Annotated in this window: 21 protein-coding genes; 10 read left to right on the top strand and 11 right to left on the bottom strand. The window is 55.8% G+C overall.

The annotated features are described in order from the left end of the window. Positions 1–4: 4 nt before the first annotated feature. The 6 genes from AAIE03_RS22745 to AAIE03_RS22720 all read right to left on the bottom strand — a co-directional run bounded on the left by AAIE03_RS22745 (position 5) and on the right by AAIE03_RS22720 (position 8,359). Complete coding sequence (locus tag AAIE03_RS22745; RefSeq protein ID WP_166878096.1) at positions 5–1,033, bottom strand: ABC transporter permease subunit; 1,029 nt, start codon at positions 1,031–1,033, stop codon at positions 5–7. A gap of 11 nt (positions 1,034–1,044) precedes the next feature. After that, positions 1,045–2,592, bottom strand: a complete 1,548-nt coding sequence (locus tag AAIE03_RS22740; RefSeq protein ID WP_336708686.1) for a sugar ABC transporter ATP-binding protein — start codon at positions 2,590–2,592, stop codon at positions 1,045–1,047. A 51-nt stretch (positions 2,593–2,643) separates the two neighbouring features. Continuing rightward, positions 2,644–3,573, bottom strand: a complete 930-nt coding sequence (locus AAIE03_RS22735) for a sugar ABC transporter substrate-binding protein (protein ID WP_336708685.1) — start codon at positions 3,571–3,573, stop codon at positions 2,644–2,646. A gap of 35 nt (positions 3,574–3,608) precedes the next feature. Then, positions 3,609–4,595, bottom strand: coding sequence for an inositol 2-dehydrogenase (gene iolG, locus AAIE03_RS22730; RefSeq protein ID WP_498563240.1), 987 nt, complete (start codon positions 4,593–4,595; stop codon positions 3,609–3,611). A gap of 318 nt (positions 4,596–4,913) precedes the next feature. Beyond that, positions 4,914–6,842, bottom strand: a complete 1,929-nt coding sequence (iolD, locus tag AAIE03_RS22725; protein ID WP_336708683.1) for a 3D-(3,5/4)-trihydroxycyclohexane-1,2-dione acylhydrolase (decyclizing) — start codon at positions 6,840–6,842, stop codon at positions 4,914–4,916. An 11-nt stretch (positions 6,843–6,853) separates the two neighbouring features. Next, the gene (locus AAIE03_RS22720; protein ID WP_008457016.1) at positions 6,854–8,359 is read right to left on the bottom strand and encodes a CoA-acylating methylmalonate-semialdehyde dehydrogenase; all 1,506 of its coding nucleotides are present in this window, start codon (positions 8,357–8,359) and stop codon (positions 6,854–6,856) included. A 249-nt stretch (positions 8,360–8,608) separates the two neighbouring features. On the opposite strand from AAIE03_RS22720, the gene AAIE03_RS22715 reads away from it, so the two are divergent. Further along, positions 8,609–9,460 carry a MurR/RpiR family transcriptional regulator gene (locus AAIE03_RS22715; protein WP_008457013.1) on the top strand — a complete coding sequence of 284 codons (852 nt, stop codon included), beginning with the start codon at positions 8,609–8,611 and terminating at the stop codon, positions 9,458–9,460. A gap of 79 nt (positions 9,461–9,539) precedes the next feature. Continuing rightward, on the top strand, positions 9,540–10,580 hold the full coding sequence (gene mgrA / locus AAIE03_RS22710) for an L-glyceraldehyde 3-phosphate reductase (protein ID WP_166995208.1): 1,041 nt from the start codon (positions 9,540–9,542) through the stop codon (positions 10,578–10,580). 33 nt (positions 10,581–10,613) lie between these two features. Here mgrA and AAIE03_RS22705 read toward each other — a convergent pair whose 3' ends face one another. Then, positions 10,614–11,111: a TIGR00645 family protein gene (locus AAIE03_RS22705; protein ID WP_008457009.1), complete on the bottom strand. Its 498-nt coding sequence runs from the start codon at positions 11,109–11,111 to the stop codon at positions 10,614–10,616. A gap of 86 nt (positions 11,112–11,197) precedes the next feature. Further along, a complete protein-coding gene (locus tag AAIE03_RS22700; protein WP_008457007.1) occupies positions 11,198–11,701 on the bottom strand; it encodes an ESA_00282 family adhesion-associated protein in 504 nt (167 codons plus the stop codon). Positions 11,702–11,794: 93 nt separating this feature from the next. Here AAIE03_RS22700 and AAIE03_RS22695 point away from each other — a divergent pair, with 93 nt between their 5' ends. Together AAIE03_RS22695 and AAIE03_RS22690 are read left to right on the top strand one after the other, a co-directional pair. Then, positions 11,795–12,196: a hypothetical protein gene (locus tag AAIE03_RS22695; protein WP_166995206.1), complete on the top strand. Its 402-nt coding sequence runs from the start codon at positions 11,795–11,797 to the stop codon at positions 12,194–12,196. A 4-nt stretch (positions 12,197–12,200) separates the two neighbouring features. After that, the gene (locus tag AAIE03_RS22690; protein WP_008457003.1) at positions 12,201–12,584 is read left to right on the top strand and encodes a hypothetical protein; all 384 of its coding nucleotides are present in this window, start codon (positions 12,201–12,203) and stop codon (positions 12,582–12,584) included. A 780-nt stretch (positions 12,585–13,364) separates the two neighbouring features. Here AAIE03_RS22690 and exbD read toward each other — a convergent pair. Further along, positions 13,365–13,790 carry a TonB system transport protein ExbD gene (exbD, locus tag AAIE03_RS22685; protein ID WP_008460960.1) on the bottom strand — a complete coding sequence of 142 codons (426 nt, stop codon included), beginning with the start codon at positions 13,788–13,790 and terminating at the stop codon, positions 13,365–13,367. A 6-nt stretch (positions 13,791–13,796) separates the two neighbouring features. Next, a complete protein-coding gene (exbB, locus tag AAIE03_RS22680; RefSeq protein WP_166995204.1) occupies positions 13,797–14,531 on the bottom strand; it encodes a tol-pal system-associated acyl-CoA thioesterase in 735 nt (244 codons plus the stop codon). Between the two features lie 256 nt (positions 14,532–14,787). Here exbB and metC point away from each other — a divergent pair, with 256 nt between their 5' ends. Next, positions 14,788–15,975: a cystathionine beta-lyase gene (gene metC / locus AAIE03_RS22675; protein ID WP_166995202.1), complete on the top strand. Its 1,188-nt coding sequence runs from the start codon at positions 14,788–14,790 to the stop codon at positions 15,973–15,975. Between the two features lie 176 nt (positions 15,976–16,151). Next, a complete protein-coding gene (yghB, locus tag AAIE03_RS22670; RefSeq protein WP_008460953.1) occupies positions 16,152–16,811 on the top strand; it encodes a DedA family general envelope maintenance protein YghB in 660 nt (219 codons plus the stop codon). A 60-nt stretch (positions 16,812–16,871) separates the two neighbouring features. Here yghB and AAIE03_RS22665 read toward each other — a convergent pair whose 3' ends face one another. Continuing rightward, on the bottom strand, positions 16,872–17,759 hold the full coding sequence (locus AAIE03_RS22665; protein WP_008460951.1) for an AraC family transcriptional regulator: 888 nt from the start codon (positions 17,757–17,759) through the stop codon (positions 16,872–16,874). A gap of 187 nt (positions 17,760–17,946) precedes the next feature. On the opposite strand from AAIE03_RS22665, the gene yqhD reads away from it, so the two are divergent. The 4 genes from yqhD (at position 17,947) to phnD (ending at position 22,086) form a co-directional block, all read left to right on the top strand. Continuing rightward, positions 17,947–19,110 (top strand): alcohol dehydrogenase, encoded by a 1,164-nt coding sequence (yqhD, locus tag AAIE03_RS22660; protein ID WP_166995200.1) that lies wholly within the window; start codon positions 17,947–17,949, stop codon positions 19,108–19,110. Between the two features lie 103 nt (positions 19,111–19,213). Next, a complete protein-coding gene (gene dkgA, locus AAIE03_RS22655; protein ID WP_008460946.1) occupies positions 19,214–20,041 on the top strand; it encodes a 2,5-didehydrogluconate reductase DkgA in 828 nt (275 codons plus the stop codon). A gap of 225 nt (positions 20,042–20,266) precedes the next feature. Beyond that, on the top strand, positions 20,267–21,109 hold the full coding sequence (phnC, locus tag AAIE03_RS22650; RefSeq protein ID WP_498563239.1) for a phosphonate ABC transporter ATP-binding protein: 843 nt from the start codon (positions 20,267–20,269) through the stop codon (positions 21,107–21,109). Positions 21,110–21,144: 35 nt separating this feature from the next. Continuing rightward, complete coding sequence (gene phnD, locus AAIE03_RS22645; protein ID WP_008460942.1) at positions 21,145–22,086, top strand: phosphonate ABC transporter substrate-binding protein; 942 nt, start codon at positions 21,145–21,147, stop codon at positions 22,084–22,086. Positions 22,087–22,144: the final 58 nt, after the last annotated feature.

The raw sequence follows: 22,144 nt of genomic DNA, 5'->3' as shown, positions 1-22,144 counted from the left end.
ATCCCTACAGCGCGCCGCGCCGGTTCTTGGCGTAAGTATCAAACGCCACCGCCAGTACGATAATCAGCCCGGTAATGATCTGCTGGTAGTAGGCCGACACGTTCATCAGCACCAGGCCATTAATCAGGATCCCCATGATGATGGCGCCGATGATCGTGCCGCTGATCCGCCCGTAGCCGCCCATCAGCGATGTCCCGCCGATCACCACCGAGGCGATAACGCGCAGCTCGAAGGAGATCCCCGCTACCGCTTCAGCGCTGCCCAATCGGGCGCTGAGCACAAAGCCCGCCAGCCCGGCAAGACAGCCAATCACCACATACACGCTAACCAGCACGCGCCTCACGTTAACCCCGGCGAGGCGAGCCGCTTCCGGGTTGCCGCCGATGGCATACACAAAGCGCCCCCAGCGAGTTTTGTGCAGCGCCAGATAGCCCAGAATCGAGACGATGGCGAAGATCCAGATAGGTATCGAGATGCCGAGCATTTCGCCGCGTCCCCACCAGCGGTAGCCGGCATCAAACCCGGCAATTGGCGCGCCGTCGTTGATCACCAGCGTCAGGCCGCGCCAGATAGTCATCCCGCCCAGCGTGACAATGAACGGCGGCAGACGCAGCCGAGTGACGCCCAGACCGTGCAGGAACCCAATCAGCGTGCCGAGCGCCAGGCAAATCCCCAACCCCAGCAGCCAGCTAAAGCCGCCCCAGGCGTTCGGATCGACAGTGGTAAAGTTATCCCCCTTGATCACGTAGGCTGCGGTCATCGCGCACACGGCCAGGATCGAACCCACCGACAGATCGATACCCGCCGTGAGAATGACAAAGGTCATGCCCACCGCGATGATCCCGTAGATAGAAACCTCGGTCAGGATGTTGAAAATATTACGTTCGGACAGGAAGTTGCTGTTCTGCGACTGGAAGAAGATCAGCAGCAGGAACATGAAGATCAGCACCCCGAAGCGCTCGAAGAAAGCGATCGGATCGAAGCGTGAGGCACTTTTTGCCGGCGTCTGGGTTTTGGTAATCATCTGCGTCATGGGCTCCCCCGTTATGCGGCTCTTAAGGCGCTATGGTTGATGGCCATCAGGGTCATCAGCCGTTCTTCGTTGGCTTCGTCGCCGTGCAGTTCGCCGGTCACTCGCCCTTCACTGAGGGTGATGATCCGATCCGACACCGCGAGAATTTCCGGCAGGTCGGAAGAGATCACGATCACCGCCACGCCTCGCTTAGCCATATCAAACAGCACCTGATGCACTTCAGATTTCGTGCCTACGTCAATGCCGCGAGTCGGCTCGTCGACGATCAACACCCTTGGATTCAGCGCCATACAGCGCGCCAGGATCACTTTTTGCTGGTTCCCGCCGGAGAGCTTGCGCACCTCTTGCTCGGCGTTAACCATTTTGATTTGCAGCGCCTGCCGGTAGGACTCAATCAGCGCATCTTCTTTACGCGGGCTAACGAAATAGCGCCAGGTCAGCAGGGACGAAAGGCTGGAGAGCGACAGGTTGTCGCGGATCGACAGGCCCAGCACCGCCCCTTCTTTTTTACGATCTTCCGGCACCAGCGCGATGCCCTGGTCCAGCGCGTGCATCGGGTTTTGTGGCCGGTAAGGTTTGCCGTCCAGCTCGAAACTGCCGGTGGTGAATTTGTCTGCGCCAAACAGGCAGCGAGCAACCTCGGTGCGTCCGGCACCTACCAGTCCGGCGATGCCCAGCACTTCTCCGGCGTGCACGTGGAAACTGATGTCTTTCAACGCAATGCCGTGTGGATCAAGCGGCGGCTTTTCACGGCTCAGCCCCTTCACCGCCAGACGGATGGGCTTGTCTGCATGGTGCGTGAGGCTGGCATCGCGGCGGTTAAACACCACGTCTCGGCCGACCATCAGGCGAATAATTTGCTCCACGTTGGTGCCCGCCACGTCGCCGGAGCCGGTATAGCGGCCATCCTGAAATACGGTGAAACGGTCACAAAGCTGGAAGACTTCATGCAGGCGATGAGTCACATAAATAATGCTGACGCCACGGCCTTTCAGCTCGCGCACCACGCGGTGCAGGCTCTCAACTTCGCTGTCGCTCAGGGCAGCGGATGGCTCATCCATAATGATCAGCCGGGCGTTCAGCGTCAGCGCCCTGGCAATCTCCACCATTTGCTGCTGGGCAACGCTCAGGCGGGCCACGGCGGTCGTCGGCGCAACGTTGAGCTGCAAATAATCCAGAATGACCTGCGCTTCCTGGTTCACCGCTTTGCTGTCGACGATCAGGTTGCGGCGGCGCGGCTCGCGGCCAAGAAACATGTTTTCCGCCACCGTCATATTGGGCAGCAGGTTAAATTCTTGATAAATCGTGATAATGCCTTTGTTCTGGCGCGCTACCGGCGAGTCATCCGCAGAAAGCGTTTCACCGTTGAACCAGATCTCACCGCGCGTTTGCGGCTGCGCCCCGGCCAGCGCCTTCAGCAGCGTGGATTTTCCCGCGCCGTTTTCCCCCAGCAGGGCATGGATTTCCCCCTGCCCGACGCTGAGCTGCGCGCTGCTTAACGCCCAAACGCCGGAGAAACTCTTCGCCAGGTCGGTCACTTTCAGTAAAGGTTGCGACATCAGACTGCTCCTCTGTTGCGCCCGCCCGCAGGCGGACGGGCACGTTCAGATTTATTTGCCGGCTTCGCCGATACGCTCTGCTTGATCGAGGTTATCTTTGGTGATCATCGTGGGCGCGTAATCTGCCCCGGTAATCGCCTTCTTCTCGCGGATGTTGGCCACCAGCTGGCTCATCGCCGTTTTCACCGCAAAACCAGGGCGCTGATCGGCGGTTGCCGCCATCCAGCCATCGCGTACGCGGGCCAGCGCTTCCGGCACTGCGTCAAAGCCGGTTACCAGCACTTCACCCGGCTTCATGCCCTGGCCCTGCAGCGCTTCAATCGCGCCGAGCGCCATATCGTCGTTGGCGGAAAGGATCACCTGAGGCTTTTTCGGCAGAGACGGCAGAACGCTTTCAACGATGCGCATGCCTTCGGAACGCATCCAGTTCCCGGTCTGATCGGCGACGATCTTGTATTTATCGCCCCCGGCTTTCAGACCATCGCGGATCCCTTTAGTACGTTCGATATTGGAGGAGGAGCCAGGCTGCCCGGTCAGCAGCACGATGTCCGCGCCGTCAGGGAATTTGGCTTTCACAAAGTCCGCCACCGCCTGGCCGCCTTTATAGTTGTTGGCGCCAAAGTGCGGCACCGGCTTATCGCTAACAACCGAGCGGTCGAGTGTCACCACCGGCAGCTTGGCATCCTGAATTTCACCTACCGCGCTCGACACGGCGTTAACGTCGTTTGGCGAAACGATAAAGCCCTGAGCGCCACGGGTGATGGCGTTTTCCAGGTCCGCGACCTGCTTAGGAGAGCTGCCCTGGCTGTCGAGAACCTGCAGCTTGACGCCCATCTCTTTGGCGGCCTGCACAGCGGTGCGCTGCATATGCACTTCAAACGGCATCGCAAGGTTGGGGGTGCTAAAAACAATCTGTTCGTTTTCGGCCAGCGCCGGAGCCGTGGCCAGGGCGATGAGGGCGGCGAGGATCAGCTTTTTCATTGTTATCTCTCTTCTATGTGTAGGGTCTTCGGAGGTTACAAAGCAACTTCGCGCTGGCTACGCATTGACTCCAGCGCCTTGTCGGCCAGGTACAGGGCGCGTTCACCGTCATCGCCGCTGCACTCGGGTTTGGCCTCGCCGCGCAGGACGGCAACAAAGTGCTGCCATTCGGCGGCGTAGGCATCTTTGTAGCGCTGGAGGAAGAAGTGTTCTGGCAACGCGCTGGTGTTCCCGCCGTCGCCAAAGAATTGAACCTGGTTTTCCAGGATATTGCCCGCTGTTAGCAGGCCCTTAGCGCCGTGCAGCTCCAGACGCTGGTCGTAGCCATAGGCCGAGCGGCGGCTGTTCACAATGGTCGCCAGCGCCCCGGAGGCATATTTCAGGACGATAAAAGCAGTGTCGATGTCGCCTGCCTCACCAATCGCCGGATCTACCAGATTGCTGCCCTGGGCATACACGGCCACCGGCTCTTCGCCCATGATGAAGCGAGCCATATCAAAGTCGTGAATGGTCATGTCGCGGAACATGCCGCCGGAGACACGCACATATTCAGCGGGCGGCGGCGACGGGTCGCGGGAGATAATCACCAGCGATTCCGGCGTGCCGATGCGCCCCTGTAGCGCTTCGTTTTTCAGCTTGCGGAACTGAGGGTCAAAGCGGCGGTTAAAGCCGATAAACAGCGGCACATTATGAGCTTTCACCACTTTCAGGCAGTCGCGCACGCGGGCCAGATCCAAATGCACCGGCTTTTCACAGAAGATCGCTTTGCCGTGTTTGGCGGCAAGCTCAATCAGGTTAGCGTGAGTGTCGGTCGCCGAGGCGATCAGCACCGCATGAACCTCCGGGTCGCTCATCGCCTCGGCAACGCTCTGCTGGCGCGCCTGGTATTTTTCGGCAATGCGCGCGGCGTTTTCTGCATTAGGATCGACAACGGACCAGAGGGTGGAATGGGGATGGGCGGCAATATTGGCGGCGTGGATTTGGCCGATACGGCCCGCGCCCAGTAAAGCAATGTTAAACATGGCGGCTCCCGAAAGTGGTGTTGCAGTAGGGTCATGAGCCGGATCTTCCGGCTTTCACATGCAGCTGAATAACGACGCCTTAAATAAAACATTTATTTCATTTTAATGCAGAGTGAAAGTTTCATTTTTGCGCAGAGGTTAACATTTTGATAATTTATCGGCTGTATTTTGTTAGCAAAATCACAACACCGAATGAATTAAAACCTGCACAGAGAAGGGATTTGAGAGGAAGAGCGCGCCCATGCTCCAGTACGAGAAGAGAATAAAGCAAAAATGAAATAAACATTCCGCCAGACAGTCCAGCGGAATGCTGAAGGGTTAGTACTGACGGGCGTTTTTGAGCTTAGCGGCGGTTTGTTCAGCGGCATCGGCCACCGTGCTCGAGCGAGCAACCTGAGCGTCTCCGGTACGCCACCAGGCTTGGTAGCCGTGGGTCATAGTTTTAGGCAGCACTTTGATATCCAGCAGCGTTGGCCCAGGCTCATGCCGGGATGCCTCCAGCGCGGCAAGCAGCTCCGCCTCGCTATTGACCCGCCAGGCTTTGCAGCCGTAGCTTTCGGCATTTTGGGCAAAATCGACCTTCACCAGCGGGCCATCCAGCCTGCCGCTGTGTGGATTTCGATGGCGGTTTTCGGTACCAAAACTGCCCATGCCGTGGCCCATCTGCAGGTTATTGATGCAGCCGAACCCGGCATTATCGAACAGCAGAATGGTGATTTTTATCCCTTCCTGCACGGCGGTTTGCAGCTCGGAATGCAGCATCAGGTAAGAACCGTCCCCCACCATCGCATACACTGGCTGCTGCGGCTTCGCGAGCTTTGCCCCCACCGCCGCGGCAATCTCGTAGCCCATACACGAATAGCCGTATTCGAGGTGATAGCTGTCCGGCGTTTTTACCTGCCACAGGCGCTGTAAATCCCCCGGCAGCGAACCCGCCGCGCCCACCACGATAGCGTCATCTTCAATATGCTGATTCACCAGGCCCAGCACGCGGGTTTGAGTCAATGACGTACCTAGCTCACGGCTGTATTCCTGCAAAGTTTCGTCCAGATGGCCCGCCACTTCAGGGGCTTCTCCCGCCTGCCATTGCCGAGTCCACAGCCGCTGGCACTCCTCGCACCAGGCTGCTTGAGCGTTAGCAGCTTCGTTCTGCCAGGCGGCGTGATAGCCAGCCTGATGCAGCCCGGCAGTCAACTGCTCTAGCCCAATCCGAGCATCGGCCACCAGCGGCGTGGCGTCCAGCTTCAGGGCGTCGAATTCGGCTACGTTTAGCAGCAGGTACTCAGCCTCGGGTGAAAACAGCGATTTAGAGCCGGTGGTAAAGTCGGTCAGCCGGGTGCCGACGCCGATGATTAAATCCGCCTGCGGGGCCAGTAGGTTAGCCGCCAGGCCGCCCGTCACGCCGAGGCCTCCCAAATTAAGTGAGTGCTCGCTTACAAGCGCACCTTTTCCGCCCTGGGTTTCGGCAAACGGTAGCCCGAAGCGTTCCACAAAATCCTGAAAAACCTGATGCGCGCCGGAATAGCGAACCCCACCGCCGCAAATAACCAGCGGACGACGCTTGCTGGCAATGAGCTTTAGCGCGGCATGCAGCCGATTTTCATCCGGCGGACGCCGCTCGATATGGTGCACTCGCCGGGCAAAGAAGCTTTGCGGATAATCCCAGGCTTCACCCTGCACATCCTGCGGCAGGCAAATCGTTACCGCGCCGGTATCCGCAGGGTTAGTAAGCACTCGCATGGCGCTAATCATGGCGCTCATCAGCTGCTCCGGGCGGTTGATTCTGTCCCAGTAACGGGACACCGGCCGGAAGCAGTCGTTGGTGCTAATGCTCAGGTCATGAAACTGCTCGATTTGCTGGAGCACCGGGTCCGGCTGGCGGCTGGCGTAAATATCACCGGGCAAGAGCAGAAGCGGAATACGGTTGGCGGTGGCCGTTGCGGCGGCAGTCACCATATTGGCTGCCCCCGGCCCCACGGAGGAGGTCACGGCATAAATACGCTGCCGCCGGTGTTGCTTGGCGAAGCCGGTGGCGATATGCGCCATGCCCTGTTCGTTACAGCCCTGATGCACCTTCAGGTGGCCGGGGTCCTCCTCCAGCGCCTGCCCAAGCCCGAGCACGTTGCCGTGCCCGAAAATGGTCATTACGCCTTCCACAAAGGGCGCTTCCTGCCCGTCGATTTCAACGTACTGCTGATTTAAAAACCTGACCAGCGCCTGCGCCATGGTCATGCGGTGTGTGGTCATCTTTCCTCCCCTTAGCCCAGCGTCGGCATTGAGAATGCAGATCCTTGCTGATGGCTGGTTTCCGGCCAGCGAGCGGTGACGGTTTTCATCCGCGTATAGAAACGCACGCCGTCGCTGCCGTGCACGTTCAGCGGCCCGAAGATAGAACGCTTCCAGCCGCCAAAGCTGTGGAAAGCCATCGGCACCGGGATAGGCACGTTCACGCCGACCATGCCCACCAGAACTTCTTCGGTGAATCGCCTTGCAGTACCACCGTCACGGGTAAAAATCGCCGTGCCGTTGCCGTATTCGTGCTTGTTGATCAGTTCCAGCGCGCTGGCGTAATCCGGCACGCGCACCACGCTCAGTACCGGGCCGAAAATCTCTTCTTTATAAATGGTCATCTCAGGCGTGACATGGTCAAACAGCGTTGGGCCAACAAAATAGCCGCCTTCATGGCCTGCAAGCCTCAGGCCCCGACCGTCCACGCGCAGCGTCGCGCCCTGCTGCTCTCCGCTATCAATATAGCCCAGCACTTTGGCCCGGTGCGGTGCAGAAATGAGCGGCCCCATTTCGTTTTCCGGCTCCTGCCCAAGGCCCGGCCCCACACGCAGCGTAGCAAGCTGTTTTTCCAGCCCCGCGCACAGCGCATCTGCGGTTTCATCCCCCACGGCAACCACCACCGAAAGCGCCATGCAGCGTTCCCCCGCGGCACCAAAAGCCGCCCCCATAATGGCGTTAGTTGCCATCTCCAGATCGGCATCCGGCATCAAAATACAGTGGTTTTTCGCCCCGCCCAGCGCCTGACAGCGCTTGCCGTGGGCAGAAGCGGTCTGGTAAATGTATTCGGCAATCGGCGTAGAGCCGACAAAGCTAACGGCCTGAATCCTTGGGTCGGTCAGCAATACGTCCACGGCTTCTTTATCGCCCTGCACCACGTTAAACACGCCGTCCGGCAGCCCGGCTTCCTTCAGCAACTGAGCCAGACGCAGCGACAGAGACGGATCTTTTTCCGACGGTTTGAGCACAAAGGTATTCCCGGTTGCCAGCGCGATAGGGAACATCCACATCGGCACCATTGCCGGGAAATTAAACGGCGTGATCCCCGCACAGACGCCAAGCGGCTGCATCAGAGAATGGCTGTCCACGCCCGTACCCACGTTGGCCGAATGCTCACCTTTTTGCAGATGCGGGATGCCGCAGGCGAATTCCACCACTTCAAGGCCGCGGGTCAGTTCGCCCACCGCGTCAGAATAAACCTTGCCGTGCTCTTCGCTGATGAGCTTCGCCAGGCCGTCCATGTGTTCCTCAAGCAGGCTTTTAAAGCGGAACATCACGCGGGCGCGCTTAAGCGGAGACTGGCGAGCCCAGCCTGGAAACGCCTGCTGGGCAGCGGCAATGGCCTGCTCCGTCTGCCTGGCCGTGCTCATGGCGACCTGGCGGATCTGCGCGCCGGTCGCCGGGTTAAAGATCGCCTGTACCCGCTGGCCTTCGCCCGCGACGCATTCACCGTGGATAAAATTCGCTACCGTCTCCATCTCTGGCCTCTTGCTGTTAGGGTTGTCTCCCGAACACTGTATATGAAACAAACATTCCATTTTAAGTTCAAATAAAATAAATGTTGATTATTGTGATCAACACTTCGTTTTTATGTTAACCCGCAGAATGAGGTGCAAAGACTGAGACGTCAGTGTCGTTTCAGCCCCCGCCAGTTTTGGTGCATCTGTTTCATTTTTGCCAGTACTACGCTTAAATACGTTTCAGCGAATACTTTTGAGGATGGCAAATTGACCACCGCGACAACCCTGAGCGAACTCCAGCAGCAGATCCGCGACCGCTACGACAGCCTGAGCAAAAGGCTGCAGCAGGTTTCCCGCTACGTGCTGGATAACACCAATAGCGTGGCATTTGATACCGTGGCCGCCATTGCCGAACGGGCGGAGGTGCCGCCCTCAACGCTTATCCGCTTTGCTAATGCCTTTGATTTCAGCGGGTTCAACGAAATGAAACAGCTGTTTCGCATGAATCTGGTGGAAGAGACGGCCAGCTATACCGATCGGGCGAGGCTGTTCCGTGAGCTGGGCAGCGAAGCCGTGCCGGAAACGCCGCTGGATATTTTGCAGGAGTTTGCCCGCTCAAATGCTCAGGCCCTGCAGCAGCTGGCCGCCCGTACCGAACCGGAAATGCTGCAGCGTGCCGTGGAATTGCTGGCCGAAGCAGACACGATCTACGTTGTCGGCCTGCGCCGCTCCTTTAGCGTGGCGGCTTATCTGACCTACGCTCTGAGCCATCTGGATTGCCGCGCCGTGCTGCTGGACGGGCTTGGCGGCATGTTGCGTGAGCAGGTTAACCGGGTGAAAGCGAAAGATATTGTGGTGTCGATAAGCTTCTCCCCGTATGCCGAAGAGACGCTGATGGTGAGTGAAATTGCCGCCCAGGCGGGCGCTCGCCAGATAGTGATCACGGACAGCCAAATTAGCCCATTCGCCACGTTTAGCGATCTCTGTTTTGTGGTGAAAGAGGCGCAGGTAGACGCCTTCCGCTCGCAGTCCGCCACGCTTTGCCTGGTGCAGTCGCTGATGGTGGCGCTCGCGTATTATCAGGGCACGCCCCACAGCGCGCTCTCGCCGGAGGCCTGATTTTCGGATTGCCGAATGTCTCCGCAGGGTTAAGATGGAAACAACGTTTCAAAAATAACTCTTACCCTAAGGAGACACCATGCCCTACGAAGCCAGCCCGTCGCGTTATCAATCCATGCAGTATCGCTTCTGCGGCCAGAGCGGCCTGCAGCTGCCCGCGCTTTCTCTCGGCTTGTGGCACAGTTTTGGCGGCGTGAGTCCGCTGGAGTCCCAGCGCGATCTGCTGCGCACCGCGTTCGATCTGGGTATTACGCATTTCGATCTGGCGAATAACTACGGGCCGCCTCCGGGCTCGGCGGAAGAAAACTTTGGCCGCCTGCTGAAGCAGGATTTTGGCAGCTACCGCGACGAGCTGATTATTGCCACCAAAGCGGGGTATGACATGTGGCCAGGCCCTTATGGTTCCGGCGGCTCACGTAAGTACCTGCTGGCAAGTTTGGATCAGAGCCTGAAGCGCATGGGGCTGGAGTATGTCGATATCTTCTATTCCCATCGCGTGGATGAGAGAACGCCGATGGAAGAAACGGCCAGCGCCCTGGCACATGCGGTGCAAAGCGGCAAAGCGCTTTACGTCGGGATCTCCTCTTACTCCGCCGAAAGAACAGAGAAAATGGCCGATCTGCTGCGAGAATGGAAAATTCCGCTGCTTATTCACCAGCCCTCCTACAACCTGTTAAACCGCTGGGTCGATAAAAGCGGCCTGCTGGACACGCTGCAGCACAACGGCAGCGGCTGTATCGCCTTTACCCCGCTCGCCCAGGGCCTGCTGACCGGCAAATACCTGAACGGCATCCCGGAAGGCTCAAGGATGCAGGTGGAAGGCAATAAAATTCGCGGGCTGAATGAAAAGATGCTGACCGAGGCGAATCTCAGTAGCCTGCGCTTACTCAACGAGATGGCGCTGGAGCGTGGCCAGACAATGGCACAGATGGCGCTGAGCTGGCTGCTGAAAGATGAGCGCGTCACCTCAGTGTTGATCGGTGCGAGCCGGGCAGAACAGCTGAAAGAGAATGTGAAAGCGCTGGATAATCTGCACTTTACCGCAGAAGAGCTGGAGCGAATTGACCGCCACGTCGCCGATGGCGAGCTAAATCTGTGGCAGGCATCGTCCGACAAATAAAAGCCTAAGCCCCTGTAAACAGGGGCTTAGTTTTTAATATTTCCCGCTGCGGGAAAGCTTGTCGAGATAGCCCATCACAAACGCCGACAGCACAAACGTCAGGTGGATGATCACGTACCACATCAGCTTGTTGTCCGGCACGTTTTTAGCGTCCATAAAAATACGCAGCAGATGGATAGAAGAGATGGCCACGATGGATGCCGCGACTTTATTCTTCAGCGAGCCAGAGTCCATTTTCCCCAGCCAGCTTAGTTTCTCTTTGCCTTCATAAATATCCAGCGTCGAGACAAAGTTCTCATAGCCGGAAAACATCACCATCACCAGCAGGCCGCCGACCAGCGCCATATCCACCAGCGAGAGCAGGGTCAAAATTAAGTCAGCCTCCGCAATCGAGAAGATATTCGGGAGAACGTGAATGATCTCCTGGAAAAACTTCACCGTCAGCGCAAGCAGGGCCAGAGATAACCCGAAGTAAACCGGGGCCAGAAGCCAGCGCGAGGCGTACATCGCATTCTCAATAAAACGTTCCATAATGTCCTGTCTGGAAATAGCAAAAGGGCGTCATTATAGCGAATTCCGGCGTTTAAGCGTGAGCCCCGGACGCAGGATTACAGGGCTCACACGCTGTTCAGGTCGATCTCCGGGCGCTGATACTGTGGCCATACCAACGCGACCAGTGCAGGATAAGCGTCTCGGCTAAACTCGTTAAAACACTGGCGCAGGTTCAGCACTTCAATATCTGACAATGGCACCTGCTCACCTTCGGCACAGCGTTTTTTAATATTGTCATAATATTTATACACCGCCGAATTTAAATCACTGCAGCGGCGCTGGGCGCTAAATAAAACCGGCTGGGAAGTCAGTTCATCGATACGCATTTTTTTAATTGTGGCGTGAGTAAAATCAATATACTCACTGTTAATACGCCAATAATAGCTGGGCGTAATTTTAGACATCAGCATGCCAAAATAATCTTCACGCTCTTCGCTGGTGGTGATGGGTTGTATTTCACCCGCCGCACGATTTTTCTTATTATTTGAAGCGCTAAACTCCTTGAGCATAACCAATACAGCACACAACAAAATCAAAATGGTGACAATAGAATAAAATATGCTGTGCATAAGAAACTCCTGTTTTTTTTATTTTTGAATTGAGGCATCATATCGCGAATCTCTGAACCTGAATATTGAACCGATTCCAAAGGATCACATTCGATGCTGCCTGAACACTTCTTACCACGGCGCTATCCCGTTGTTGCACCGTCAACGCTCCCTGCAGAAGCTGAAAATAGTACCACGTCGGAAGTCGTTCAGGACAAGATTTTAACGCTGGAAAAAAACATCCTGAGCGGCAGTCATTATGCCGGGCAGGCCAAGAACCGCCTGCTTGAAGAAACCGACCGTCATATTAAAGAGCGGCTGCTGTGCGCGGTTAGGATAGAGGCGTTACATGCCCTGATAGGCGAACTGGTTGAAAAAGAACTTATTAGTACCGCCGATTTGCAGATGCTTATCGAAGACAAAACCGCCTGGGTGAGTAGCAAGGAGCAGGAAATTTGGGTTAATCAAATGACCCAAGAAAAACCCTGGCCATTATGCTATTCAATTGAGGAGTAGTGCTATGGCAGAACCTCTAAAAAAACAGCCCTTGTTAATTAGCGCTGATGAAAATAAAGACCATGAATTTACGTTAAGTAAAAATATAGCGATTCTGGTTCGCCTTAAGAATGAAAATATCACCCGTAATACGCAGGAAGTTACGGATATTACTTCGGCGCTTATCGATCTGAAGTGGATGAACCGCCGTGAAATCTTCCCGTGGCGCGCCAAAGAAGAGGTGTATGGGGCGGTGCTGGAAGAGATCCTCAGCCATCATCCAAAGCTTAAAGAGCAGATTCTTAAGCGGCTGGAAGGGCATTATCAGCGCCTGAAGGAGCAGGAAGCCCAGACGCTGTCGATGACCCGTGGTCTTGCAGAGAAGACGTGGAAAAGTTCTACGCTGTGAGTGGGGTTTGCCCCTTTCCCAGGCCCTCTCCCCAGTGGGGCGAGGGAATATAAAGAGTAATAAAATTTAACGATTTCTCTCTTTGGCTGTCTGTTAGTCACAAATAAGCTATATGAAGGTTCAGCTAAGGTTCCGTTCACCTCAAGCACAGCTTTTTATGCAGCCCCCAAACTTGTGAACGACTCGGTGGAGTCACCGTCACTCCCCCGAGACCCCGGACTCCCGGCCAAATAAATCGACCGCTGAAGCGGCAGACCTCCGTTTTATCTCCCAGTCCTGGGTCGGCTGAGATGCGCTCCCGACGCTCTCAGCCTCCGGCCGCTCCCGGCGTCCGGAGGCTGGCCAGTCGGAGAGAAAACGCAGGCGATTTAAGCCGGAATCGAGCCTCGCTTTAAGCTCAAAGCAACGCTGAACGCAACAGTCGCTGCAAGTCACACCGACACGCCCTTGTCCCCGGCTCTCATCGCCCCCGGTGATGACCCAACTCAGGCGGGGTTGAGCTGTCGGGAACAGCGAAAGAGAGCGATCGTCAGGAACGAATCGCGAACGACCCCGAATGTTTGGGTGATAGCCGGTGGGTTTACCGCTTCAGCGGCGATGAGCTCGCCGGGCGCCGGGGCTGTCCGGGGGATGGCGTTATCCCCCGGACACGTTCACCGTGCTCTGAACGCGCAGGGGAAACAGATTTACGGGTGAACGTAACAACTACGGAGAGAATAAACTTGAGTTGTTTTCACCCTCTCCCAAGAGGAAGAGGGCCGTGATGAGGGTCATCCCCACTTACTTCGCTTTCGTGACTTCCTGGCCGACCAGGCCAATCTTCAAATACCCTGCCTGGTGCAGCGTATCCATCACGTCCATCAGCGTTTCGTAGTCCACCGTTTTGTCCGCGCGGAAGAAAATGGTGGTGTCTTTTTTCCCTTCGGTTGCGGCAATCAGCGCATTGACCATCGACTCTTTGGTTACCGGGTCATTACCGATAAACATCGAATGATCGGCTTTTACCGACAGATAAACCGGCTTCTCAGGGCGTGGCTGTGGTTCACTGCTGGAGGCCGGAAGGTTAACCTTCACGTCCACCGTTGCCAGCGGCGCCGCCACCATGAAGATGATCAGCAGCACCAACATCACGTCGATAAACGGCGTAACGTTGATTTCGTGCATTTCACCATTGTCATCGAGGTTTTCGTTCAGACGCATTGCCATGGGGCATTAACCTACTCGCAGTTGCTGGGTATTACGCACCGGACGCGGCTGAGCGGTACCATCCAGGTCCAGATCGCGGCTTTGCAGCAGCAGAACCTGCGCGGCAACGTCGCTGAGGCTGGCTTTGTAGCTGCCGATCATACGCGCGAAGATGTTATAGATAACCACCGCCGGGATGGCAGCAACCAGGCCGATTGCCGTCGCCAGCAGCGCTTCTGCGATGCCCGGGGCAACGACCGCAAGGTTAGTGGTCTGGGATTGAGCGATACCGATGAAGCTGTTCATGATGCCCCAAACGGTACCGAACAGGCCGACGAACGGTGAAATCGCACCGATGGTGGCCAGGAAGCCGTTACCGCGCCCCATGTGACGCCCAACGGCGGCCACGCGGCGCTCAAGGCGGAAGCCGGTACGATCTTTAATGCCTTCGTTATCTTCCACGCCGGCTGAAAGTTCCAGTTCGTTCTGGGCTTCGTTGATTAACAGCGTGCTCAGGCTTTTACTGTCAAAGGCTTCTGCCACGCTGCTCGCTTCGTTCAGGGAGCGCACGTTAGCCAGCTGCTGCTGCTCTCGCTTGAGGCGACGTTTCTGGGTGATCAGCTCCACGCTCTTACTGAAAAAGATGGCCCAGGTGACAACAGAGGCCAGAATCAGGCCAATCATCACGATCTTCACTACGATGTCAGCATGTTGATACATGCCCCAAACGGACAGATCCGTCTGCATCAGATTACTCGTCACGTCTTACGCTCCAGCGAGAAATAAATGTCAAAACTGAGACTAATATATCAAAAAACTATCGAATTGATAGTCGTTCTCATTAGTATTTGCAGACTGCCGGAAATTGTTGAAGCATTCCTTGCGCTTACGCAGGAAAAGCGCCCACCTGGCGAAATGATGACTTTTTTCGCCAACCTGAGAAAACGCCATGATGCCCTTTGCCCATTCTGTGTTAATTTACGTCCAGACATCCAGATGGTTAGACGGGGAAGCGGAAATGGCGGAAAAACACATCGAAACGGCGCTGGTCAACGCCGGGCGCAGCAAGAAGTTTACTCAGGGTTCGGTTAACAGCGTGATTCAGCGCGCCTCCTCCCTCGTCTTTGAAAGCGTTGAGGCCAAAAAGCAGGCCACCGCTAACCGCGCTAAGGGCGAGCTGTTCTATGGCCGTCGCGGCACGCTGACCCATTTCTCGTTGCAGGAAGCGATGTGTGAACTTGAGGGCGGCGCGGGCTGTGCCCTCTTTCCCTGCGGCGCCGCCGCGGTGGCTAATACAATTCTGGCCTTTGTTGAACAGGGCGATCACGTTCTGGTGACCGAAACGGCCTATGAACCAACGCAGGATTTCTGTACCAAAATTCTCTCAAAGCTTGGGGTTAGCACTGGCTGGTTCGCGCCGGAGATTGGTGCCGATATTGCCAGCCTGATTCAGCCGAATACCAAAGTCGTTTTTCTGGAATCCCCCGGTTCCATTACGATGGAAGTCCACGATATTCCGGCGATTGTCGCAGCGGTAAGGCGCGTTGCCCCCGACGCTATCATCATGATCGACAATACCTGGGCGGCTGGCGTGCTGTTTAAAGCGCTGGAGTTCGGCATCGACATCTCCATTCAGGCGGGAACCAAATATTTAATTGGCCATTCGGATGCGATGGTTGGCACCGCGGTATCCAATGCCCGATGCTGGGATCAGCTGCGCGAGAATGCCTATCTGATGGGGCAAATGCTGGATGCAGACACCGCGTATATGACCAGCCGCGGTATTCGGACCCTGGGTGTTCGCCTGCGTCAGCATCAAGAAAGCAGCTTAAAAGTCGCCGAATGGCTGGCACAGCATCCGCAGGTTGAGCGCGTGAATCATCCAGCGCTGCCCGGCAGCAAGGGGCATGAATACTGGAAACGTGACTTTACGGGCAGCAGCGGGCTGTTCTCATTTGTGCTGAAAAAGCGGCTGAGTGATGAAGAGTATGAACAGTACCTCAATCATTTCGAGTATTTCAGCATGGCCTATTCCTGGGGCGGCTATGAATCGCTTATTCTCGCTAATCAGCCCGATGAGCTGGCGGAGATCCGCCCGGCAGGCGGCGTCGACTTTAGCGGCACCCTGGTTCGCCTTCATATTGGCCTGGAAAACGTGGACGATCTGATGGCGGATCTGGAAGCGGGTTTCCAGCGTATTGCCTAAAAAATCCGTTTATCGGTAATCGTGGAACAGTTTTTTGCCATTATCGGGATTTTGTTGAGCCTGGGATCAAGGTGTCGAGAAGATTTTAGCAGTACAATGTGTAGAAATTAAGGTGAGCCTAAGTTGCGGGTGTAATACTCGGGGCGAACTCAATAAGCGGTTCCACAGGAATACCTATGGCTGTTATACAAAATATTGTCGAGGCGCTTTGGCATCACGATTTTGCTGCGCTGGCCGACCCCCATGTGATTGGCATTGTCTATTGCGTTATGTTTGCGACGCTGTTCCTGGAAAATGGGCTACTTCCTGCTTCATTTTTACCGGGCGATAGCCTGTTGCTGCTCGCGGGAGCGCTGATCGCCAAAGGCGTGATGGGCTTTGTACCGACGCTGGTGATTTTAACCATCGCAGCCAGCCTGGGCTGTTGGCTTAGCTATTTACAAGGGCGCTGGCTCGGCAATACCCGCACGGTTAAAGGCTGGCTGAAACAGCTGCCAACCCAGTACCACCAGCGCGCCACGCAAATGTTTGACCGCCACGGTTTACTGGCGCTGCTCGCGGGCCGCTTCCTGGCCTTTGTTCGTACTCTGCTGCCTACCATGGCGGGGATTTCCGGCCTCAGCAACCGCCGTTTTCAGTTCTTTAACTGGCTAAGCGGCCTGCTGTGGGTCGGCGTTGTGATTAGCCTGGGCTACGCGCTCAGCATGATCCCCTTTGTTAAGCGCCATGAAGATCAGGTGATGACCTTCCTGATGATTTTGCCGGTTGCTCTGCTGATTGTGGGCCTGGTCGGCACGGTGTTTGTGGTGCTGAAAAAAAAGGTTAGCGCCGCGTAACCCTGCTTGATGAAGAAAGAGCGGATAAGCCCGACTTATTCGCTCTTCGCTTTTGCCTCATTAAATAACCCGCATCCGCGCCATATCTTCCCCCGGCGTCACGCCAAAATAGCGTTTAAACTCCCGGCTAAACTGAGACGCGCTCTCGTAGCCCACGCGGATAGCCGCCGCGCTTGCCTTCATACCGTCATGCAGCATTAACATTCTTGCCTTATGCAGACGGTAAGTTTTCAGGTATTGCAGCGGCGACGTGCTGGTCACCGACTTGAAGTTGTGATGAAACGCAGAAACGCTCATGTTAGCCTCGGCTGCCAGCTGGTCCACCGACAAGTTTTCGGTGTACTGGTTTTCAATCCGGCGCAGCACGCGGCTGATCAGGCTAAAATGCGTCTGGCGGCTTACCAGCGCCAGTAGCGCCCCGCCGCTTGGGCCCGTCAAAACGTGATAAAGGATCTCACGGATAATCTGCTTGCCCAGGACTCGGGCATCGAGAGGCCTCTCTAATACATCCAGCAACCGCTCTGCAGCGCAAAGAATTTCTTCCGACAGTTCGGCAGAATTTATCCCGTCGGTACAGGACTGCGGACGGAAGAGATCGTCTTCTCCGATGTCCATCAGCAAATCCTGCAGTTGCTGGATATCCACTTTCACACGCATTCCGGCGAGCGGTACGTCTGCCGTCGCAAAAGTTTCGCACTCGAAGGGTAAAGGCACCGTCAGCAGCAGGTATTCATTGGCGTCATAGCGGAATACGCGGTCATTAAGATAACCTGTTTTATGACCCGAAAAGAGAAAAACAATGCCCGGCTCGTACATGACCGGGGTACGCGCCATCGGTTTGGTGCCGTACATCAGCCGTACGCCATCAAAAAATACATCACTCTTTTCTTTTAAAATCAGCTGATTGATTTTATCCGTCAGCTGCTGGCAGATAGCCTGGCGGTTCATTTCCTACGTCTCCACGGCGCTTTTTATCCGGCTTACAGTGTGCGATGGATTCTGCGATTTCTCCAGTCATTTGGAGAAACAGGCAAGATAAAGGCAGGAATATGCATTGAGAGAGGCAGCGTGGCGGACCACAATAAGCGCCATCAGATTTAGCAATGTGACTCATCTAACGAACGGGAAACCCATCATGAATAACTTCAATCTTCATACCCCAACCCGCATCCTGTTTGGTAAAGGCTCCCTGGCAGAACTGCGTGACCAGATCCCAGCCGACGCTCGCGTACTGATTACCTACGGCGGCGGCAGCGTGATTAAAACTGGCGTACTGGACCAGGTTAAAGACGCGCTGAAAGGCCTCGACGTGCTGGAGTTTGGCGGCATCGAACCTAACCCGTCTTACGAAACGCTGATGAAAGCCGTAGAGATTGCGCGTAAAGAAAACGTGACTTTCCTGCTGGCAGTCGGCGGTGGCTCCGTGCTCGACGGCACTAAATTTATCGCCGCTGCGGCGCACTATCCGCAGGATATCGATCCGTGGAACATTCTGCTGACCCGCGGTAGCGACGTGAAAAGTGCGATCCCAATGGGTTCCGTGCTGACGCTGCCGGCCACCGGCTCCGAATCTAACAAAGGCGCAGTGGTTTCCCGCCGCTCTACCGGCGACAAACAGGCGTTCATGTCTGACTTCGTGCAGCCTGTCTTTGCGGTTCTGGATCCGGTTTACACCTACACCCTGCCGCCTAAACAGGTTGCTAACGGCGTGGTGGATGCCTTTGTTCACACCATCGAGCAGTACCTGACCTACCCGGTCAACGCCAAAGTGCAGGATCGTTTTGCGGAAGGCATTCTGCTGACGCTGATCGAAGACGGCCCGAAAGCGCTGAAAGATCCTGAAAACTATGACGTGCGTGCGAACGTGATGTGGGCTGCAACAATGGCGCTGAACGGCCTGATCGGGGCTGGCGTGCCGCAGGACTGGGCGACCCACATGCTGGGCCACGAACTGACCGCGATGCACGGCCTGGATCACGCTCAAACGCTGGCGGTGGTTCTGCCTTCGCTGATGAATGAAAAGCGTAACGAGAAGCACGCCAAACTGCTGCAATACGCAGAACGCGTCTGGAACATCACCTCCGGCAGCGAAGAAGAGCGTATTGATGCGGCCATCGAAGCAACCCGCAATTTCTTCGAGAAAATGGGCACCGCGACTCGCCTGTCCGCCTACGGCCTGGACGGCAGCTCCATCCCTGCTCTGCTGGTGAAACTGGAAGAAAAAGGCATGACTAAGCTGGGCGAACATCAGGACATTACGCTGGACGTTAGCCGCCGCATTTACGAAGCCGCGCGCTAAGAGAATCCAGGTTAGCGATTTGATCGCCTGAGTTTCGACTAGACTTAATACAAAACTTACACCGGGCTTGCCCGGTGTTTTTCGCACTATTAAGGAGGTACGCATGACTCATCCAACCTTAATCAAGCTCCAGGATGGCAACGTAATGCCGCAGCTTGGGCTCGGTGTCTGGCAGGCCAGCAACGACCAGGTCAGAACGGCCATTGAGAAAGCCCTGGAAGTGGGATACCGCTCCATTGATACCGCCGCCGCCTACAAAAACGAGGACGGCGTAGGTGCCGCGCTGAAAAGCGCAGGCATTGCGCGTGACGATCTGTTTATTACCACCAAGCTCTGGAACAGCGACCAGCAGCGGCCCCGCCAGGCGCTGGAAGACAGCCTTGAAAAACTGCAGCTTGATTATGTCGATCTCTACCTGCTGCACTGGCCGGTGCCGAGTAAAGATCATTATCTCGAAGCCTGGAAAGGGCTGATTGAGCTGCAAAAAGAGGGACTGGCGAAGAGTATTGGGGTGTGTAACTTCAATCTTAATCATCTCCAGCGGCTGATCGACGAAACCGGCGTTAGCCCGGTGATCAACCAGATTGAGCTGCACCCTCTGCTGCAACAGCGCCAGCTCCACGCCTGGAACGCGACCCACAAAATCCAGACCGAGTCCTGGAGCCCGCTGGCCCAGGGCGGTGAAGGCGTGTTTGATCAGAAAATCATTCGTGATTTAGCGGACAAATACGGTAAAACCCCGGCTCAGGTGGTGATTCGCTGGCACCTCGATAGCGGGCTGGTGGTTATCCCTAAATCGGTCACGCCTGCCCGTATTGCTGAAAACTTTGACGTGTTCGACTTCCGCCTGGACAAAGAAGAACTGGCTGAAATTGCGAAGCTCGACAGCGGCAAACGCCTTGGGCCAGACCCGGACGTGTTTGTCGGCTAAATCCGGCTTCTCTTTTCGTCCCCAAAACCACCTTCGCCTTCACCCGCAGGGTGGTTTTTTATTTCCCGCACACCCCCTGCTCCAGCGCTTTCTACGTGTAACACATCTGTTTGATCGTCGCGTGAATTTTCACGGCGTTCATTATTTGTTCTTTTAGCCGTAATCAAAAAGTCACACAACACCACGATAAATAGGGCCAGCTTCGCTAACTCATTTGGAATGGTTATGAACAGATCCCTTGCCGTAGTTACCAACTCTGACCTGGAGTCGCTGCCGCAGTTTGCGCCCGCGCCGGGGCGTAAAGTCCTGAGCGTTAAGAGTCTGAGTAAGGCCTATAACGCACACCAGACCGTGCTGCACGACATTAACTTCGACCTGCATGCCGGTGAACTGGTGGGCGTGATTGGCCGTTCAGGCGCAGGTAAATCTACGCTGCTGCATATTCTTAACGGTACGCATTCTGCCACGTCGGGCGAGATCCTCAGCTTTCCGGAAGTCGGGATGCCGCACGATGTGTCTAAACTCAGCGGTCGCGCCCTGAACCAGTGGCGCACCGAATGCGGCATGATCTTCCAGGACTTCTGCCTGGTGCCAAGACTGGACGTGCTGACTAACGTCCTGCTGGGTCGCCTGAGCCAGACCTCCACGCTGAAATCCCTGTTTAAGGTTTTCCCTGAAGCAGACCGCGCCCGCGCTATTTCGCTTCTGGAGTGGATGAACATGCTGCCCCACGCCCTGCAGCGCGCCGAGAACCTTTCCGGCGGCCAGATGCAGCACGTCGCTATTTGCCGCGCGCTGATGCAAAACCCAAGCATTCTGCTGGCCGATGAGCCAGTGGCTTCACTCGACCCGAAAAATACCCAACGCATCATGAAAGTGCTGCGTGAAGTGTGTGAGCAAGGCATCAGCGTGATGGTGAACCTGCATTCCATCGAGCTGGTGAAAGAGTACTGCACCCGCGTTATCGGGGTTGCAAAAGGAAATATCGTGTTTGACGGTCATCCGTCGATGTTAACGGACGACGTGCTGCATCTCTTGTACGGCGATGAAATCAATCAAGTGCATTAATTCTCTCTCCAATTGATACAACACAGGCAATGATAATGAAAAAGCAACTGACTGGCGCATTACGTTTATCCGCAGTGATTACTGGCCTTGTGATTGCAGGCCACGCTATGGCTGCTGACCAGCCGCGCGAACTGAACCTCGGGATCCTCGGCGGGCAGAATGCGACCCAGCAAATTGGTGATAACCAGTGTGTGAAGCAGTTCATGGATAAAGAACTGAATGTCGACACTAAACTGCGTAACTCTTCTGACTACTCTGGTGTTATTCAGGGCCTGATCGGCGGTAAAGTCGACCTGGTGCTGAGCATGTCTCCTTCTTCCTACGCTTCGGTGTACATGAACGACCCGAAAGCGGTGGATATCGTCGGCATCGCGGTTGACGATAAAGATCAGTCCCGCGGCTACCACTCCGTAGTGATCGTGAAAGCCGACAGTCCGTACAAAACCATCGAAGATCTGAAAGGCAAATCCTTCGGCTTCGCGGATCCGGACTCCACCTCTGGCTATCTGATCCCGAACCACGAGTTCAAACAGAAACTCGGCGGCACCGCGGACAACAAATACAACAACTTCTTCTCCAGCGTCACCTTCTCCGGCGGCCACGAACAGGACATCCTGGGCGTGCTGAACGGCCAGTTTGCTGGCGCGGTGACCTGGGCTTCCATGGTTGGCGACTATAACGACGGCTACACCGCCGGGGCGTTTAACCGCCTGATCCGTATGGATCACCCTGACCTGATGAAGCAGATCCGCATCATCTGGACTTCCCCGCTGATCCCTAACGGCCCAATCCTGGTCAGCAACAAGCTGCCAGCTGACTTCAAGGCCAAAGTGGTGGATGCAGTGAAGAAGCTTGATAAAGAAGATCACGGTTGCTTCGTGAAGGCAATGGGCGGCACCCAGCACATTGGCCCGGCATCTGTGGCTGACTTCCAGCAGATCATCGACATGAAGCGTGAGCTGGTTAGCGCCCGCTAATTGATGCCCACCGCATAAAAATCGCACCCCGGCAGCCTGCCTGGGTGCTTTTTTATCA

Source organism: Pantoea sp. Ae19-2 (assembly GCF_059801205.1).
This window is presented reverse-complemented; position numbering and strand designations above follow the sequence as displayed.

What these genes read in the sequence shown, in the direction of transcription:
- dkgA (WP_008460946.1), top strand. Translation starts at nt 19,214, where the DNA reads ATGACTCATCCAACCTTAATCAAGCTCCAGGATGGCAACGTAATGCCG.
- AAIE03_RS22735 (WP_336708685.1), bottom strand. Translation starts at nt 3,573, where the DNA reads ATGAAAAAGCTGATCCTCGCCGCCCTCATCGCCCTGGCCACGGCTCCG.
- phnD (WP_008460942.1), top strand. Translation starts at nt 21,145, where the DNA reads ATGAAAAAGCAACTGACTGGCGCATTACGTTTATCCGCAGTGATTACT.
- phnC (WP_498563239.1), top strand. Translation starts at nt 20,267, where the DNA reads ATGAACAGATCCCTTGCCGTAGTTACCAACTCTGACCTGGAGTCGCTG.
- yghB (WP_008460953.1), top strand. Translation starts at nt 16,152, where the DNA reads ATGGCTGTTATACAAAATATTGTCGAGGCGCTTTGGCATCACGATTTT.
- AAIE03_RS22665 (WP_008460951.1), bottom strand. Translation starts at nt 17,759, where the DNA reads ATGAACCGCCAGGCTATCTGCCAGCAGCTGACGGATAAAATCAATCAG.
- AAIE03_RS22695 (WP_166995206.1), top strand. Translation starts at nt 11,795, where the DNA reads ATGCTGCCTGAACACTTCTTACCACGGCGCTATCCCGTTGTTGCACCG.
- AAIE03_RS22740 (WP_336708686.1), bottom strand. Translation starts at nt 2,592, where the DNA reads ATGTCGCAACCTTTACTGAAAGTGACCGACCTGGCGAAGAGTTTCTCC.
- AAIE03_RS22745 (WP_166878096.1), bottom strand. Translation starts at nt 1,033, where the DNA reads ATGACGCAGATGATTACCAAAACCCAGACGCCGGCAAAAAGTGCCTCA.
- AAIE03_RS22690 (WP_008457003.1), top strand. Translation starts at nt 12,201, where the DNA reads ATGGCAGAACCTCTAAAAAAACAGCCCTTGTTAATTAGCGCTGATGAA.
- iolD (WP_336708683.1), bottom strand. Translation starts at nt 6,842, where the DNA reads ATGACCACACACCGCATGACCATGGCGCAGGCGCTGGTCAGGTTTTTA.
- metC (WP_166995202.1), top strand. Translation starts at nt 14,788, where the DNA reads ATGGCGGAAAAACACATCGAAACGGCGCTGGTCAACGCCGGGCGCAGC.
- AAIE03_RS22700 (WP_008457007.1), bottom strand. Translation starts at nt 11,701, where the DNA reads ATGCACAGCATATTTTATTCTATTGTCACCATTTTGATTTTGTTGTGT.
- iolG (WP_498563240.1), bottom strand. Translation starts at nt 4,595, where the DNA reads ATGTTTAACATTGCTTTACTGGGCGCGGGCCGTATCGGCCAAATCCAC.
- mgrA (WP_166995208.1), top strand. Translation starts at nt 9,540, where the DNA reads ATGCCCTACGAAGCCAGCCCGTCGCGTTATCAATCCATGCAGTATCGC.
- AAIE03_RS22705 (WP_008457009.1), bottom strand. Translation starts at nt 11,111, where the DNA reads ATGGAACGTTTTATTGAGAATGCGATGTACGCCTCGCGCTGGCTTCTG.
- yqhD (WP_166995200.1), top strand. Translation starts at nt 17,947, where the DNA reads ATGAATAACTTCAATCTTCATACCCCAACCCGCATCCTGTTTGGTAAA.
- AAIE03_RS22720 (WP_008457016.1), bottom strand. Translation starts at nt 8,359, where the DNA reads ATGGAGACGGTAGCGAATTTTATCCACGGTGAATGCGTCGCGGGCGAA.
- exbD (WP_008460960.1), bottom strand. Translation starts at nt 13,790, where the DNA reads ATGGCAATGCGTCTGAACGAAAACCTCGATGACAATGGTGAAATGCAC.